This is a genomic window from Pseudaquabacterium pictum, assembly GCF_005403045.1.
Classification (GTDB): domain Bacteria; phylum Pseudomonadota; class Gammaproteobacteria; order Burkholderiales; family Burkholderiaceae_C; genus Pseudaquabacterium; species Pseudaquabacterium pictum.
Genome location: NZ_BJCL01000003.1, coordinates 402,686 through 417,021, shown reverse-complemented (window position 1 = coordinate 417,021; position 14,336 = coordinate 402,686). Strand labels below are relative to the sequence as shown.

Below are 14,336 nucleotides of genomic sequence, written 5' to 3'. Positions count from 1 at the left end.
CTAGGCCAGCCATGCCTTGATGCGGGCGCCCAGCACGCTGCGGCTGATGCCGTAGCGGTCATGCAGCGTGGGCAGCGCACCGGCGTCGAGGAAGGCATCCGGCAGCCCCGCCAGCAGGAAACCCGCCGGCTGCACCCGGTGGCGCAGCAGCGTGCTGGCCACGGCCTCGCCCAGGCCGCCGATGACCGAGTGGTTCTCGGCCACCACCACCAGTCGGTGCTTGTAGCGCACAGCCTCGAGGATGGCCGCCTCGTCCAGCGGCTTGATCGTGGGGCAGTGCAGCACCGCCACCCCCACGTTGTCGGCGGCCAGGTCCTGGGCCACCTCCAGCGCGCGCATCGTCAGGATGCCGCTGCTGATGACCAGCACGTCGCCGCCGTCGCGCAGCAGCTTGGCCTTGCCCAGCTCGAAGCGGTAGCCCTCGATCTCGTCCAGCACCATCGGCACCTGGCCGCGCAGCAGCCGCATGTAGACAGGGCCCTTGTGCGCGGCGATCTGCGGCACGGCCTGCGCGATGTCCAGCGCATCGCAAGGGTCCACGATGGTCAGGCCCGGGATGCCGCGCATCATGGCCAGGTCTTCGGTGGCCTGGTGGCTGGGGCCGTAGCCGGTGGTCAGCCCCGGCAGCGCACAGCAGATCTTGACGTTGAGGTTCTCCTCGGCAATGACCTGGTGGATGAAATCGTAGGCGCGCCGCGTGCCGAACACCGCGTAGGTGGTGGCGAAGGGCACCAGCCCTTCCTTGGCCATGCCGCCGGCCGCGCCCATCAGCAGTTGCTCGGCCATGCCCATTTGGAAGAAGCGCTCCGGGTAGGCCTGTGCAAACAGGTGCAGGTCGGTGTACTTGGCCAGGTCGGCGGTCAGGCCCACCACCTCGGGGTGGCTGGCGGCGTATTCCACCAACGCCTTGCCGAATGGCGCGGCCTGGACCTTCTGTCCTTCGGAGGCGATGGACGCGATCATCGCCGACGTGGTCAGGCGCGGCTTCTTCTCGGCGGTAGTGCTGCTCATGCCAGGGCTCCTTGGGGCTGGTTCTGGTCCAGGATGGCCAGCGCCTGCTGCCATTCAGGCGGGTCGACACGGATGAAGTGGTTCTTCTCGCGCTGCTCCAGGAAGGGCACGCCCTTGCCCATCAGCGTGTCGCACAGGATCACGCGCGGCTTCGCCTCGGTCAGGGCACGAGCGGTGTCGAAGGCCGCCAACACGGCGGGCAGGTCGTTGCCGTCCACACGCTGCACATGCCAGCCGAAGGCCGCCCACTTGTCGTGCAGCGGCTCGAAGCCCATCACCTTGCCCGAGGGACCGTCGGCCTGCTGGTTGTTGATGTCCACCAGGCAGATCAGGTTGCCCAGGCCGTGGTGCGCGGCGCCCATGGCAGCCTCCCAGGTGGAGCCTTCGTCGAGCTCGCCATCGGACATGGAGTTGTAGACAAAGGCCGGGTTGCCCTTCAGACGCAACGCCAGCGCCATGCCCACGCCAATCACCAGGCCCTGGCCGAGGGAGCCGCCGGACATCTCCATGCCCGGCGTGTAGGTGGCCATGCCCGACATCGGCAGACGGCTGTCGTCGCTGCCATAGCTGTCGAGCTCGCTCTCGGGGATCACGCCGGCCTCGATCAGTGCCGCGTAGTGGGCGATGGCGTAATGGCCGTGCGACAGCAGGAAGCGGTCACGGCCCTCCCATTCGGGGTCGGCCGGGCGCAGCTTCAGCGCATGGCCATAGGCCACGGCCAGCACATCGGCCCAGCCCAGGGCCTGGCCGATGTAGCCCTGGCCTTGCACCTCGCCCATACGCAGCGCATAGCGGCGGATGCGCCAGGCGGCCTGCGTCAGGGACAGCAACGGTTGGTTCATGCGGGATTCCTTGAGGGGGATTACTTGAGGATGCTGGCCGGCACGTACGACACCAGGGCCAGCACGCCGAAGGCGACCAGATAGAACGGCCCCAGTTCGCGCACTGTCTGCCCCACCTTCACCTTGGCCAGCGCGCTGGTGATGAACAGCGTGGTGCCCACCGGCGGCGTGTACAGGCCGATGGCCAGGTTGACGACCATCATGATTCCGAGCTGCGTCATGTCCATGCCGATGCCCTGGGCCAGCGGCACGAACACCGGGGTGAGCAGCAGGATGGCTGCCGGCAGGTCGATGAACATGCCCAGGAACAGCATCAGCAGATTCATCAGCAGGATCACCATCCACTTCACATGCACGTTCTCCTGCACCCAGTGGGCGATGCCCTGCGGCATCTGGTCGAAAGTCAGCAGCCAGCCGATGGCGCTGGATGCCATGATCACCAGCAGCACCACGCCCGTGGCCAGGCCGGCATGCACGATGGCGTCGTTCAGGCGCTTCCAGCCCAGATCGCGGTAGACCACGGCCGACACGAGGCCGGCGTACAACGTGGACAGCACGGCCACCTCGGTCGGCGTGGCGATGCCGAAGCGCAGGAAGATGATGATCAGCACCGGCAGCACCACCGCCGGTGAGGCGTACAGCAGGTGGCGGCGGAACGCCGGTCCGTTGAACGGCGTGAGGTCACGCGGCAGGTTGCGCCGCTTGCCCACCCACCAGCACGCCGCCATGAAGCCGCCGCACATCAGCAGGCCCGGCAGCACGCCAGCCACGAACAGCGCGGCGATGGATGCGTTGGAACTCAGCGCGAACAGGATCATCGGGATCGACGGCGGGATCAGGATGTCGATCGTGGCCGCCGAGGCCAGCGTGGCGGCCGAGAACGCCGGCGGGTAGCCCAGCCGCTTGTGCCAGGGGATCAGCAACGAGCCGATGGCCGAGGCGTCGGCCACCGCCGAGCCCGACACGCCACCGAAGAGCGTGGACGACAGCACGCCGACCTGCGCCGGGCCGCCGTGGAAGCGGCCGATCAGCGCCGACAGCACGCCCACCAGCGCCTCGCCCAGCTTGCCGCCCATCATCAGCGTGCCGGTGAGCATGAAAAATGGAATGGCGATGAGCGGAAAGCTCTGCACCTGCGACACCATCTGCTGCACCAGCAGATCCAGCGGCACGCGGTCGGAGGTGGCGGCGGCGGCCATCGCGGCCACCAGCAGCGCGTGGGCGATGGGCATGGCCGCCACGGCGGCCAGCATAAAGACGGCGAGGATCAATGCGCTCATGGCGACTCCTTGAAGAGGCGGGCCATCACCAGTGCGCCACCGGCACGCGCGGCGCAGCATCGGCCGCGGCCGGAGCCGTCGGATGCACGCGCCAGGCCCGGGCGGCCGACTGCAGGGCCAGCAGGGCCAGCAGCGCCATGCCCACCATCACGCAGGCGTAGGTGATGGAGCCGGGCACACCCAGGATGGGCGATTTCTCGTCGTGCACCAGTTCCAGCATGCGCAGCGTGGCCACGGCCAGCGTGCCGTACAACGCCGCCACCACCATCCAGCTGCCGGTGGCCACGATGCGGCCCACGCGGGCGGGCACCGCATCCATCAGGAAGGTGGTGGCGATGTGCGCGCCCTGCTGTGCGGCCAGTACCACGCCCGACATCACCAGCCACGGGAACAGCAGCTCCGGCACCTCGTTGGCCCATTGCAGGCTGGACCCGCTCGCATAGCGCAGCACCGTGTTGCCCACCAGGATCACGAAGATAATCACGGTGGACAGCCACAGCACGCCGCGGCACAGGCCGCCGATGGCCCGCTCCATCCATCCCGGCTGTGCAGCCTGCATGGTGTTCTCCTGTCAGTGGGCGGTGGGCCGGATCACTTCGCGCGCGCGGCGGCGATGACCTTCTTCACGTACGGGCCGATCGGGCCGGCCATCCACTTGTCGTCCACTGCCGAGGTGCCTTTTTCGAACGCGGCCTTGTCGACCGTGTCCACGCGCACGCCCTTGGCCTTGAGGTCGGCGATGAGCTTGTCGTCGGACTCCTGCGACAGCTTGCGCTGCAGCGCGGTGGCCTCGGCAGCCGCTTCCATCACGGCCTTGTGGTCGGCATCGCTCAGGCGGTCCCAGCTGCGCTTGCTCATCAGGAACGGCGTCATCTCGTACTTGTGGCCGGTCAGCGAGATGAACTTCTGCACCTCATACAGCTTGCTGGCGTGGATGTTCATCAACGGGTTCTCCTGCCCGTCGACCACGCCCTGCTGCAGCGCCACATACAGCTCGGCAAACTTGATCTGCTGCGCCTCGGCGCCCAGCGACTGCATGATGTCCACGGTCACGGCGTCGGGCGGCGTGCGCATCTTCATGCCCTTCAGGTCCTCGGGCTTGAGCAGCGGCTTCTTGCTGTTGCTCATGTGGCGGATGCCGTTGTCCCAGTAGCCCAGCACAACCATGCCCTTCTCGGCGGTGCGGTCGGCCAGCTCCTTGCCCAGCGGGCCGTCCAGCACCTTCCACACTTGCGGCAGGCTGGTGAAGAGGAAGGGCATGCCGAAGGCCGCGTACTCGGGCACCGCGTTGGCCAGCGCGCCCTGCGAGTTGGCGCTCATGTCCAGCGCGCCGGTGCGCAGCGCGGTGACCATGGCCGCGTCATCGCCCAGCTGCGCCGAGGGCGCCACCTGCACCTCGATGCGGCCGCCAGTCTTGGACTTCAGCACGTCCGCGAAACGGACGGCCGCCTCGTGGCGCGGGTTGCCGGGCGCGGCGCCATGGCCGAGCGTGAGCTTGGTGGCCTGCGCCTGGGCAGCCAACGGCAGCAGTGCGCAGGCAGCAGTGGCAACCAGGGTGCGGACGAAAGTGTGGCGTTGCATGGTGTCTTGTCTCCTTGTGTTGTGTGGGAAGGGCAGCGCGCGGGATCAGTGGATGAGCATCCCGCCGTTGACGTCGAGCGTCACGCCGGTGAGGTACTTGGCCAGGTCGCTGGCCAGGAAGACCACGCAGCCGGCCACGTCGTTGGGCTTGCCGATGCGGTTGAGCGGGATGCCTTCGAGGATGCCCTTCATGCGGTCCTCGGGGATCAGACCCTTGTTGATGTCGGTGGCGATCAGGCCCGGGGTGACGCTGTTGACGCGCACGTTGTCGATGCCGTACTCACGCGCCATCGCGCGGGCCAGGCCCAGCACGCCGGCCTTGGCCGCCGAGTAGTGCGGGCCGCCCAGGATGCCGCCGCCGCGCTGTGCGCTGACCGACGAGATGCAGACGATGGCGCCCGACTTCTGCTGGCGCATGGCCGGCAGCACCGCCTGCGACATGTACAGCGTGCCGCGCAGGCTCACGTCGAGCACGGCGTCGTAGTCGGCGCCGGTGATGTCCAGCGTCTTGCGCGGCTGCGTGATGCCAGCGTTGTTGACGAGGATGTCGATGCGGCCCAGCGCCTGGAGCACCTGCGCTGCGGCGGCGTCACACGAGGTCTTGTCGGTGACGTCGGCGACCACGCCCATGTGGTGGTCGCCCAGCCGGGCGGCGGCGGCTGCGGGTTCGGCGCGCGCCAGGTCGAGGATGACGACCCGGGCGCCGTGCTCGGCCATCTGCCGTGCGGTGGCGAAGCCCAGGCCGTTGGGGCCGGCACCGCCTGTGATGACCGCGATCTTGTCCTTGAGCAGCATGTTGGAGGTCTCCTGAGCGTGGGGTGTTGGGAAGGTGCCGGCATCTTCGGCAAACGCTTGCCTGACAGCAAGCGACGAGTTTTCAGCCCAAGGTGACAATCTGTCATCCAACAACCGGGTTGCCCCCATGTCCCTGTTGCCCCCCATCGCCAGCCTGCAGGCCTTTGAGGCCGTGGCGCGCCGCCGCAGCTTTGCGCTGGCTGCCGCCGAACTGCATGTCACCGCATCGGCCATCAGCCACCAGGTGGCGCGGTTGGAGGCCCAGCTCGGCGTCCGCTTGCTGGAGCGCAGCGCGCATGGCGTGCGCCTCAGCACCGCCGGCGAGCAGTACCTGTCACGCGTGGCCGGGGCGCTCACGGCCATCGGCGCCGCCACCGACGACGTGCGGCACGGCGTGGCCAACAGCCTGTACGTGCACGCCTCGCCGAGTTTCGCCACGCTGTGGTTGATGTCGCGGCTGCCGGCCTTCGCGCAGGCCAACCCGGGCATCTCGATGAACCTCTCGGCGGCGCACATCCACAGCGATTTCGCGCTCGGGCAGGCCGACCTGGACATCCGCTACGGTGTGCCGAACTGGCCCGATCTGGTGGTCGAACCGCTGTTCGAGGAGCGCATCCTGCCGCTGGCCAGCCCAGCATTCATCCGTGCGCACCGGCTCAAGCGCATCGAGCAGTTGCTGGACGCGCCGCTGATCCAGAGCAATGTGAGCGTGGTGCAGTGGATCGACTGGTTCCGCGCGTTTTCGGACAAACGCCCGCCGGAGCGCTTCACGCTGCGCTTCGACCGTGCGCAGATGGCGCTGGAGGCCGCTGTGCTCGGCCTGGGCGTGGCGCTGGAGAGCGCCACGCTGGCAGAGCGACACTTGAGCGAGGGCCGGCTGCGCCCGCTCTTCGGCTTTGACAAGAGTCTGCGCGTGAAAGCCCACTTCGCGGTTTACCCGGCCCGCCACGCCAAGCGTCCGCCCGTCGAGGCCTTTCTGGCCTGGATCCACAAAGAAGCCTCCCGCACCATGCAGGGTGTTGGCTGACGCCTCTGGGCTTGCTACAGACTTCCTGAATGGGCATTCGGGTGCGCTGAGGGGTGACCCGCTCCCCTCCGGCCTGACACCGACCGTGGCGGCGGTGGCGGAGCCGCTCCGCTACTTGTCCGTCTGACCGGGAAACGATTCAGACGCCGATGCATGCCGCCCATGGATGCATGACTCACTCCACCACGAAGAGCGGCTTGATTTGCGTGAGGCAACTGCCATTGGGCGCTTGCCTGGGGTTGGCAAGAAAGTCAGTGGCGATCTGGATCACGCAGTCCGTCGCCGGCATGCCCGGCGGCGGAAAGAACGACCCGTGACCCAGGCCGGGGAAGGTGTAGACATGGGCATGCTTCAGGTTCCTGGCCACGGCCTCCCCGTAGGGCTGGGGCGTCACCGGGTCGTAGGCGCCGTTCAGCACCAGCGTCGGGATCTCGCGATTTTCCAGGACAAACGGTGGCGTCAAGTCGGCTTGGAGAACGTCGCAGACCTTCATCACCGCTTCGCCTTCGCGGAGGCCCCAAGGAATGAGTTGCGGAAAGGCTGGCGGCAAGACCTGGGTGGGCGTCGCCTGCACCGATCTGGCCCGGGCGCAGAGCACGCTGTGGTACATCCCCTTCGCGCTGCCGTCACTGCTTTCCAGGTCCGCGGACAGGCTGTCTGCAACCCAGCCGAAGTTCCCCTGGCTTGCGGCCTGGATGTACCTGGGGATGGACGTGCCGCGGGCGGTGTTGCCGGAATAGGGCCGGGCCAGCAGAGGCAGCAAGGCCGTGGCAAAGGCATTGCCGTCAACTTGGCTCACGACCGCCTGCTTGCCCAACGGCGTGGTCAGGGTCAAGGCAACCGGCTTCTGGTTGAGCTGATCGACGATGGCCAGAAACTTCTGCTCAAGGTTGGGATAGGCCTGGCCACAACGTTGATCCTGGGCGCAGGCGTGAAACAGGTTGCGCAGGGCATGGCTCAGGGTGTGCCCCGCCGCCAGATTGAAGTCGATGTCCGGCCGGACGACGCCATCGAGGATCACGCTGCGGAGTTTCGCCTTGTGCTTGTCCGCCTGGGCGATGACGTATTGCCCCAGCAGCGTGCCGTAGGACACACCGTAGTAGTTGAATGACCGGATGCCCAGCGTCTCGGCGACGAAATAGACATCCGCTGCGTTCTCGCGGGTGTTGAAGGCGTTGAGGTTGATGCCCTGCGCCTTGAAGCGCTCCTGGCAGGTCTTGAACCAGCTGGGGTCGGTGTAGGCCATCTCGCCCTTGGCAACGGCGATGTTCCTGGCGTCGTACTCCGGGCAGGACAGGAAAGGCTTGGAATACCGCGTGCCCCGTTCCTCGACGAAGACCAGGTCACGGCGTTTCAGAACGGCTTGCAGTTCGGGCAGGTTCGGCACTGCCGAATCGACGATCACCCCGATGGTGGAGTCCCCCGGGCCACCCTGTTCGACAAACAGGGGATCGGCAGCAGCGCGCTTGCTGGTGCTGCGGATGCGCACCACGGCCAGCTGAATCGTGCGTCCCTTGGGCGCCGCGTGCTGTTCCGGCGCCGTGACATACCCGCAATCCGACTGGGCCGCCACGGCGGCAGGCACGTCGAAGGTCTTGCAGTCGACGGTTTGCCATGCCGCGCCGAACTTGGCGCGGGCGGAGGCCGCGGCCTGGGCGGCCGGGCTGCCGGCCATGACAGCCCCGACCGTGATGCCCAGCAGCAAGCGGCGATGCAACAGCGCACGTGCCAGGTTCGCCGCGCGGATGTTGCGGCCCAGGCCGGGCGCTGGACGTGCAGGTGCCGTCATGGTTGGAATCTCCGGATGGTGTTGAACGCCAGGGGGGCAGTTTCCGAGGCCGGCCGGCGGATGCACCACAGCGGCGGGGTCACGGCAGCGGATGTGCCAGGCGACGGGTGCATGGTCGGCGAAGTCGTCATGCTCGCATGGTCTGTCCGTGACGGCGGCAGCACGCATGCGTTGTGTGCCGGGCGTGGCGGCAGCCGTGCGCGTGCACGGGGGTCCGCGCCGACATCCGTCAACCCCCGGTCGCGGCCAACCGCCGTGGCCTGGGCCGCAGCGTCGCCGGAACAAGCGCGGTTGGCCAGCGTCTGTCGCGCATCGGTCGGCTGGGTCCGTGCACGCCACACGCCTCGGCGCTCTCCAGCACAATGCTGCGCTTGACCCGCTCGCCTCCACGCCTGATCACGCTGACGCTGCTCACCGCGCTGTCAGCACTGACCCTGAACATGGTCCTGCCGTCGCTGCCCTCCATGGCGCGCGACTTGGCCGCACGCGAATCGGTGACGGCGCTGGCGGTGTCCGGCTACATGCTGGCGTCGGCGCTGTTCCAGTTGGGTCTGGGGCCCGTCTCCGACCACTTCGGCCGCCGGCCAGTGATGCTGGGCGCCCTGCTGCTGTTCATCGGCGCGTCGCTGGGGTGCATGCTGGCGCCCAACGTGGCCGTGCTGCTGGCCTGCCGGGTGCTGCAGGCCGTGATCGTCGCCGGCGTTGTCGTGTCCAGCGCGGCCATCCGCGACCAGCACTCCGCCGTCGAGTCGGCCACCAAGCTGAGCCTGATCGCCTCGGCGATGGCCGTGGCGCCGATGCTGGGGCCCATGCTCGGTGGCGTTCTGGACGTGAGCCTTGGCTGGCGCGCGGTGTTCGCGCTGTATGCCCTGCTTGGCGGCGCGCTGCTGCTGCTGGCCTGGGCCGACATGGGCGAGACGCGTGCCCCGGGGCTGCCCGCGCCGCGGCTGGCGGACTGGGCGGCCTTGCTGCGCTCCAGCCGCTACTGGGCCTACGTCCTGTGCACGGCCTTCTCGGTGGGGGCCTTCTACGTGTTCGTCACCGGCGTGCCCTATGTCGGCAAGGCGGCCTGGGGTCTGTCGCCCGCCGAGGTGGGCCTCGGCGTGGGGTCGATCACCGGCGGCTTTCTCGTGGGCGCTGCCATCAGCGCGCGGCAGGCGCGCCGGCTGGGTGTGGGCGTGCCGCTGGTGGCGGGCCGGGTGGTGGCCGTGCTGGGCATGGCGCTGGGCCTCGGCGTGTTTGCGGCCGGTGCCGCGCACCCGCTGGCGCTGTTCGGCTTCACACTCTTCATCGGCCTGGGCAACGGCCTGACGCTGCCCAGCGCCAACGCCGGGACCTTGTCGGTTCGCCCGGCCTTGGCCGGCACGGCCGCGGGACTGGGCGGCGCGCTGGTGATGGCATGGGGGGCGGTGCTCAGCACGTTCACCGCCTTGGTGGTGGAGGTGTCGCCCACGCCCGTCGCCTTGCTCACGCTGCTCACAGGCTGCGTGCTGCTGTCGCTGGCGGCGGCGCTGGTGGCCCTGCGCCTGGAGCGCGCCGCAGCGCACGGGGCTGCGCCGCGCCCAGCCGAGGAGGAGACGGCGGGTGGCCTGCACGGTGCGTCACGCGACGCGTAGGCACCGCTGACTGGCCCAGCGGGCGTCCTGCGCCGGATGCACGGGCACCGCCCCGCACCTCGCTGTCGCGCCTAAGCCTGGCCCTGCGCGCCCACCGCCTGCTGCGCCCGCAACCGGGCATTCACGTACGCCCCCTGCGGCACATGCAGCAGATCGGCCACCCGCCACAGCACGTGGCGCTCATGGTCGGCCAGGTGGCCGTCGGCATAGGCCACCTGCCACATCAGCTCGACCATGTGCAGCTTCTGCGCCATGTCCAGGCGGTCGTTCAGCTTCGAGGTGAAGCCGAACAGATCGGTCGCCTGCTGCGCGGTGGTGGTGGCAAGCTCGGTCAGGCGGGCCGCTTCGTCGTCGTCGAGCGCGAACACCCGGCGCAGTGCTGCCAGCACGGCCTGGCGCTCTGCCGTGTGGAAGCTGGCATCGGCCCGCATCACCTCCACCAGCAGCACTGCAGTGGCCAGTTGCAGGGTGTGCTCGGCCGCCTCCGGCGTGCCGCCGGCCGGCGCCAGCAGGCTGTCGAACAGGTCTTTCAGGGTCTTCAGCATGCGGCCATGATCACACGGCCGGTGCCGGCTTGCTGACCCGCAGCAGCGCCAGCGCCGCGCCGCCCAGCACCAGCAGGAAGCCCAGCCAGTCGGTGGCCGACGGCCGGTCGCCCACCAGGGCCATCGCGCCCAGCACGCCCACCACGGGCACCGCCAGGGTGGTGAGTGACGACACCGTGGCGGTGGCCGATTCCAGCAGCCGATACCACAACACATAGGCCACTGCGGTGGCGATCAGCACATGCCAGGCCAGCGCCACCAGCACCCGCAGCGGCCACACCGTGGGCAGGTGCTCGCCGGCGGCCAGTGCCGCCACCGTGGCCACCAGCGCGCCGATGCCCAGCTGCCAGGCGGTGATGACGATGCGGTCGCCCGGCGGCGGCCAGCGCTTGGTGGCCACCGTGCCCAGCGCCCAGGCCAGCGCGGCGGCCAGCGGCAGCAACAGACCCCACAGCGCGGTACCCGGTGCGGGCGTCCCGGCACCGGACGCGCTGGCCGCGGCAGCCAGCGCCTGCCCCACCGGTACCGCCAGCATCGCCACGCCCAGCCCGCCCAGGCCCAGCGCCACCTGGCTGCGGCGGTCGGGCCGGTCGCCCAGCAGCCACCAGGCCAGGCAGGCCGACATCAGCGGCATGGTGAAGGTGAGCACCGCCGCCCGCGAGGTGCTGGTGGTCAGCTGCGCAAACGCCGTGCAGATGTTGAACACCGCCACCGTCAGCAGCCCGCCCACCCAGATGGCCGGCCAGGCACGCCGCTGCGGCCACAGCGCGGTGCGCCGCAGCAGCGCCAGGCCCAGCAGCAGCAGCACGCCCAGCCCCAGGCCCAGCGCCCGGGCGGAGAACGGCGGGATCACCGTCAGCATGGTCTTGACCGCCGGCCAGTTCAGGCCCCAGGCGACGGCCAGCACCGGCGGGATCAGCGCCGGGCGCAGCATGGGGGAAGCGAGGCCATGGGATCGCGGTGCGGCATGGCACCATGCTGGCACGCCGGCGGCGCCCCCTGCGTGCCGCAGGCGACAGCCGGCCAGCCATCCACCAGCCCGACGGAGACCCGCCCCCATGTCACCGGACACCGCCACCGCCACCGCGCCTGCCGTGCGCCGCTTCGACGACCTGCCCGGCCCGCGCGGCCTGCCGGTGGTGGGCAACCTGCTGCAGATCCAGCCGCAGCGCCTGCACCTGCAGATGGAGCAGTGGTGCCGGCAGTACGGCCCGGTGTTCCGGATGCAGCTGGGCCCGCGCCGGGCGGTGGTGTTCGGCGACCACACGCTGGTGCAGGCCACGCTGCGCGACCGGCCCGACGGCTTCCGCCGCACCAGCCGGCTGCGCGAGATCGTGGAGGAGATGGGCCTGCCGGTGGGCGTGTTCAACGCCACCGGCGACACTTGGCGGGCGCAGCGCCGGATGGTGATGCACGGCTTCGACCCCGGCCATGTGCGGCGCTACTTCCCGTCGCTGCAGGGCGTGGCCCAGCGGCTGGTGGCGCGCTGGCAGCAGGCCGCTGCCGGCCAGTCGGCCATCGACCTGCAGGCCGACCTGATGCGCTACACCGTGGACACCATCGCCGGCCTGGCCTTCGGCGCATCGGTGAACACGCTGCAGAGCGACGACGACGTGATCCAGCAGCACCTGGACCAGATCTTCCCGGCGATCACCCGCCGGGTGTTCGCGCCGCTGCCCACCTGGCGCTGGTTCCCGTCGCAGGCCGACCGCGACCTGCAGCGCAGCCTGGTGGCGGTGAAGGCCGCCGTGGACGGCTTCATCACCCAGGCCCGCGACCGCCTGGCCGCCGAGCCCGACCGCCGCACCCAGCCGCAGAACCTGCTGGAGGCCATGCTCACCGCCGCCGATGAACCCGGCAGCGGCATCGACGACAGCCAGGTGGCCGGCAATGTGCTGACCATGCTGCTGGCCGGCGAGGACACCACCGCCAACACCATCGCCTGGATGATCCACCTGCTGTGGGAGCATCCGCTGACCCTGGCCCTGGCCACCGAGGAGGTGCGCCGGGTCTGCGGCCGCAGCGCCCTGCCCACGCTGGAGATGGTGGAGCAGCTCGACTACGTGGAAGCCTGCTGCCACGAGACCATGCGCCTGAAGCCGGTGGCCCCGCTGATGCCGCAGCAGGCGCTGCGCGACTGCGTGGTCGGCGGCGTGCAGATCACCACCGGCATGATCGTCTTCGGCCTGATGCGGGTGGACTCGGTCAGTGATGCCCATGTGCCGCAGGCGGCGCAGTTCCAGCCGCAGCGCTGGCTCGCCGAGGGCAACCCGGGCCAGGCCGCCAGTGCGGCCAAGCGCATCTCCATGCCCTTTGGCGCCGGCCCGCGCATCTGCCCTGGCCGCTACCTGGCGCTGCTGGAGATGAAGATGGCGATGGCGGTGCTGCTGCAACACTTCGACATCGCCGGCGTGGCCACCGACGACGGCCAGCCGCCGGTGGAACAGCTGAACTTCACGATGACGCCGGTGGGGTTGCGCATGCGGCTGCAGGCGCGCGACCCGGCCAGCGCCTGAGGCTGCACAGGTCCGGAAACGGCCAGACCGCGCGGCGTGGCGCGGTCAGCATCGGTGCATGACTGCCCCTCTGCCTGTCCAGCCGACAACCACCGATCCATCCCGCCTGGCCACCCCGCTGCCTCCAGCCTTCCAGCGCCTGGCAGGCGCCAATTTGGCTGCACAGTCCGCCGAGCAGGTGAGCCTGGCGGCCGTGCCGATGGTGGCGGTGCTGGCGCTGGGCGCCGGGCCGGGCCAGATCGGCCTGCTGCACACGGTTCAGAGCCTGCCCTTCCTGCTGCTGGCCATTCCGCTGGGCCTGCTGGCCGACCGCCAGTCGCGCCGGCGGCTGATGGTGGTGGCCGAATCGCTGCGGGCGTTGTCGCTGGCCGCCCTGCTGCTGGGCACGACCACGGGGCAGTTGTCGCTGCTGCTGCTGGGCTTGCTGGGCTTCATCGGCGCAGCCGGCACGGTGGGCTTCAGCGTGGCGGCGCCCGCCCTGGTGCCGGCCCTGGTGCCGCGGGGTGCGCTTGGCGTGGCTAACAGCCGGCTGGAACTGGCGCGCAGCATCGCCTATGCCGGCGGCCCGGCGCTGGCCGGTGCGCTGGTGGGCTGGGCGGGCGGCGGCCTGGCCTTTGCGCTGGCCACCGGGTTGTCGCTGGCGGCCGTGGCGCTGCTGGTGCGCCTGCCCGAGCCGGCGCGCACACCTGCCCCGGCGCGCCACCCCTGGCTCGAGCTGAAGGAAGGCGCCGCCCAGGCCTGGCAACACCGGCTGCTGCGGCCCATCTTGCTGACCGCCGTGGCCTGGAACCTGTCGTGGTTCGTGCTGCAGGCGGCCTATGTGCCCTACGCCATGCGCAGCCTGGGGCTGGATGCCCAAGCCGTCGGTTTCACCCTGGCCGCCTACGGTGTGGGCATGGTGCTGGGCGCGCTGGCGGCGCCACGCATCCTGGGCGCCCTGCCCTTCGGCACGGTGGTGGTGTTGGGGCCGCTGTGCTCGGTGCTGGCCATGGCCACCATGGCGGCCAGCCTGCTGTGGCCCGCCGGTGCGCTGGCGGGCGCCAGTTTCTTCCTGTTCGGCGCCGGGCCGATCCTGTGGACCATCAGCAGCACCACGCTGCGCCAGACCGTCACGCCGCCTGCGCTGCTGGGCCGGGTGTCGGCGATCTTCCTGACGGTGAACATGGGCGCGCGACCGCTTGGCGCGGCCCTGGGCGCGGCGGTGGGGGCGCAGTGGGGCGCCGGCGCCTGCCTGCTGCTGGCGCTGGCCGGCTTCGGGCTGCAGGCGTTGGTGATCATCGCCTCGCCGGTGCGCACGCTGGCCGCGCTGCCCGCCCACGCCGCTTGACGCCGCC

Annotated in this window: 13 protein-coding genes; 4 read left to right on the top strand and 9 right to left on the bottom strand. The window is 70.0% G+C overall.

The annotated features are described in order from the left end of the window. The 6 genes from FFT10_RS08850 to FFT10_RS08825 are packed head-to-tail and all read right to left on the bottom strand — an operon-like array spanning position 1 to position 5,509. On the bottom strand, positions 1 to 1,011 hold the full coding sequence (locus FFT10_RS08850) for a transketolase family protein (protein WP_137732428.1): 1,011 nt from the start codon (positions 1,009 to 1,011) through the stop codon (positions 1 to 3). Next, positions 1,008 to 1,853 carry a transketolase gene (locus FFT10_RS08845; protein WP_137732427.1) on the bottom strand — a complete coding sequence of 282 codons (846 nt, stop codon included), beginning with the start codon at positions 1,851 to 1,853 and terminating at the stop codon, positions 1,008 to 1,010. The genes FFT10_RS08850 and FFT10_RS08845 overlap by 4 nt, the downstream gene beginning before the upstream one ends. A gap of 20 nt (positions 1,854 to 1,873) precedes the next feature. Continuing rightward, positions 1,874 to 3,133 (bottom strand): TRAP transporter large permease, encoded by a 1,260-nt coding sequence (locus tag FFT10_RS08840; RefSeq protein ID WP_137732426.1) that lies wholly within the window; start codon positions 3,131 to 3,133, stop codon positions 1,874 to 1,876. A gap of 25 nt (positions 3,134 to 3,158) precedes the next feature. Further along, positions 3,159 to 3,692, bottom strand: coding sequence for a TRAP transporter small permease (locus FFT10_RS08835; RefSeq protein ID WP_228027014.1), 534 nt, complete (start codon positions 3,690 to 3,692; stop codon positions 3,159 to 3,161). Between the two features lie 32 nt (positions 3,693 to 3,724). Further along, complete coding sequence (locus FFT10_RS08830; RefSeq protein WP_137732425.1) at positions 3,725 to 4,714, bottom strand: TRAP transporter substrate-binding protein; 990 nt, start codon at positions 4,712 to 4,714, stop codon at positions 3,725 to 3,727. Between the two features lie 45 nt (positions 4,715 to 4,759). Then, on the bottom strand, positions 4,760 to 5,509 hold the full coding sequence (locus FFT10_RS08825; protein WP_137732424.1) for an SDR family NAD(P)-dependent oxidoreductase: 750 nt from the start codon (positions 5,507 to 5,509) through the stop codon (positions 4,760 to 4,762). A 127-nt stretch (positions 5,510 to 5,636) separates the two neighbouring features. Between FFT10_RS08825 and FFT10_RS08820 the strand changes: the two genes are divergently transcribed. Continuing rightward, positions 5,637 to 6,536, top strand: a complete 900-nt coding sequence (locus FFT10_RS08820; RefSeq protein ID WP_137732423.1) for a LysR substrate-binding domain-containing protein — start codon at positions 5,637 to 5,639, stop codon at positions 6,534 to 6,536. Positions 6,537 to 6,711: 175 nt separating this feature from the next. Here the strand turns inward: FFT10_RS08820 and FFT10_RS08815 are convergent, their stop codons facing one another. Further along, positions 6,712 to 8,325, bottom strand: coding sequence for an alpha/beta fold hydrolase (locus FFT10_RS08815; RefSeq protein WP_162520724.1), 1,614 nt, complete (start codon positions 8,323 to 8,325; stop codon positions 6,712 to 6,714). 371 nt (positions 8,326 to 8,696) lie between these two features. Between FFT10_RS08815 and FFT10_RS08810 the strand changes: the two genes are divergently transcribed. Further along, positions 8,697 to 9,941 carry a Bcr/CflA family efflux MFS transporter gene (locus FFT10_RS08810; RefSeq protein ID WP_228027013.1) on the top strand — a complete coding sequence of 415 codons (1,245 nt, stop codon included), beginning with the start codon at positions 8,697 to 8,699 and terminating at the stop codon, positions 9,939 to 9,941. Between the two features lie 71 nt (positions 9,942 to 10,012). Here FFT10_RS08810 and FFT10_RS08805 read toward each other — a convergent pair whose 3' ends face one another. Continuing rightward, the gene (locus FFT10_RS08805; RefSeq protein ID WP_137732421.1) at positions 10,013 to 10,486 is read right to left on the bottom strand and encodes a tellurite resistance TerB family protein; all 474 of its coding nucleotides are present in this window, start codon (positions 10,484 to 10,486) and stop codon (positions 10,013 to 10,015) included. Positions 10,487 to 10,496: 10 nt separating this feature from the next. Next, on the bottom strand, positions 10,497 to 11,420 hold the full coding sequence (locus FFT10_RS08800; protein WP_137732420.1) for a DMT family transporter: 924 nt from the start codon (positions 11,418 to 11,420) through the stop codon (positions 10,497 to 10,499). Positions 11,421 to 11,544: 124 nt separating this feature from the next. Between FFT10_RS08800 and FFT10_RS08795 the strand changes: the two genes are divergently transcribed. Continuing rightward, on the top strand, positions 11,545 to 13,002 hold the full coding sequence (locus FFT10_RS08795) for a cytochrome P450 (RefSeq protein ID WP_137732419.1): 1,458 nt from the start codon (positions 11,545 to 11,547) through the stop codon (positions 13,000 to 13,002). Between the two features lie 58 nt (positions 13,003 to 13,060). After that, positions 13,061 to 14,329: an MFS transporter gene (locus FFT10_RS08790; RefSeq protein ID WP_137732418.1), complete on the top strand. Its 1,269-nt coding sequence runs from the start codon at positions 13,061 to 13,063 to the stop codon at positions 14,327 to 14,329. The last annotated feature ends 7 nt before the right edge of the window (positions 14,330 to 14,336 follow it).

Coding starts and splice junctions, on each gene's coding strand:
- FFT10_RS08850 (WP_137732428.1), bottom strand. CDS start 1,011: ATGAGCAGCACTACCGCCGAGAAGAAGCCGCGCCTGACCACGTCGGCG.
- FFT10_RS08845 (WP_137732427.1), bottom strand. CDS start 1,853: ATGAACCAACCGTTGCTGTCCCTGACGCAGGCCGCCTGGCGCATCCGC.
- FFT10_RS08840 (WP_137732426.1), bottom strand. CDS start 3,133: ATGAGCGCATTGATCCTCGCCGTCTTTATGCTGGCCGCCGTGGCGGCC.
- FFT10_RS08835 (WP_228027014.1), bottom strand. CDS start 3,692: ATGCAGGCTGCACAGCCGGGATGGATGGAGCGGGCCATCGGCGGCCTG.
- FFT10_RS08830 (WP_137732425.1), bottom strand. CDS start 4,714: ATGCAACGCCACACTTTCGTCCGCACCCTGGTTGCCACTGCTGCCTGC.
- FFT10_RS08825 (WP_137732424.1), bottom strand. CDS start 5,509: ATGCTGCTCAAGGACAAGATCGCGGTCATCACAGGCGGTGCCGGCCCC.
- FFT10_RS08820 (WP_137732423.1), top strand. CDS start 5,637: ATGTCCCTGTTGCCCCCCATCGCCAGCCTGCAGGCCTTTGAGGCCGTG.
- FFT10_RS08815 (WP_162520724.1), bottom strand. CDS start 8,325: ATGACGGCACCTGCACGTCCAGCGCCCGGCCTGGGCCGCAACATCCGC.
- FFT10_RS08805 (WP_137732421.1), bottom strand. CDS start 10,486: ATGCTGAAGACCCTGAAAGACCTGTTCGACAGCCTGCTGGCGCCGGCC.
- FFT10_RS08800 (WP_137732420.1), bottom strand. CDS start 11,420: ATGCTGCGCCCGGCGCTGATCCCGCCGGTGCTGGCCGTCGCCTGGGGC.
- FFT10_RS08795 (WP_137732419.1), top strand. CDS start 11,545: ATGTCACCGGACACCGCCACCGCCACCGCGCCTGCCGTGCGCCGCTTC.
- FFT10_RS08790 (WP_137732418.1), top strand. CDS start 13,061: ATGACTGCCCCTCTGCCTGTCCAGCCGACAACCACCGATCCATCCCGC.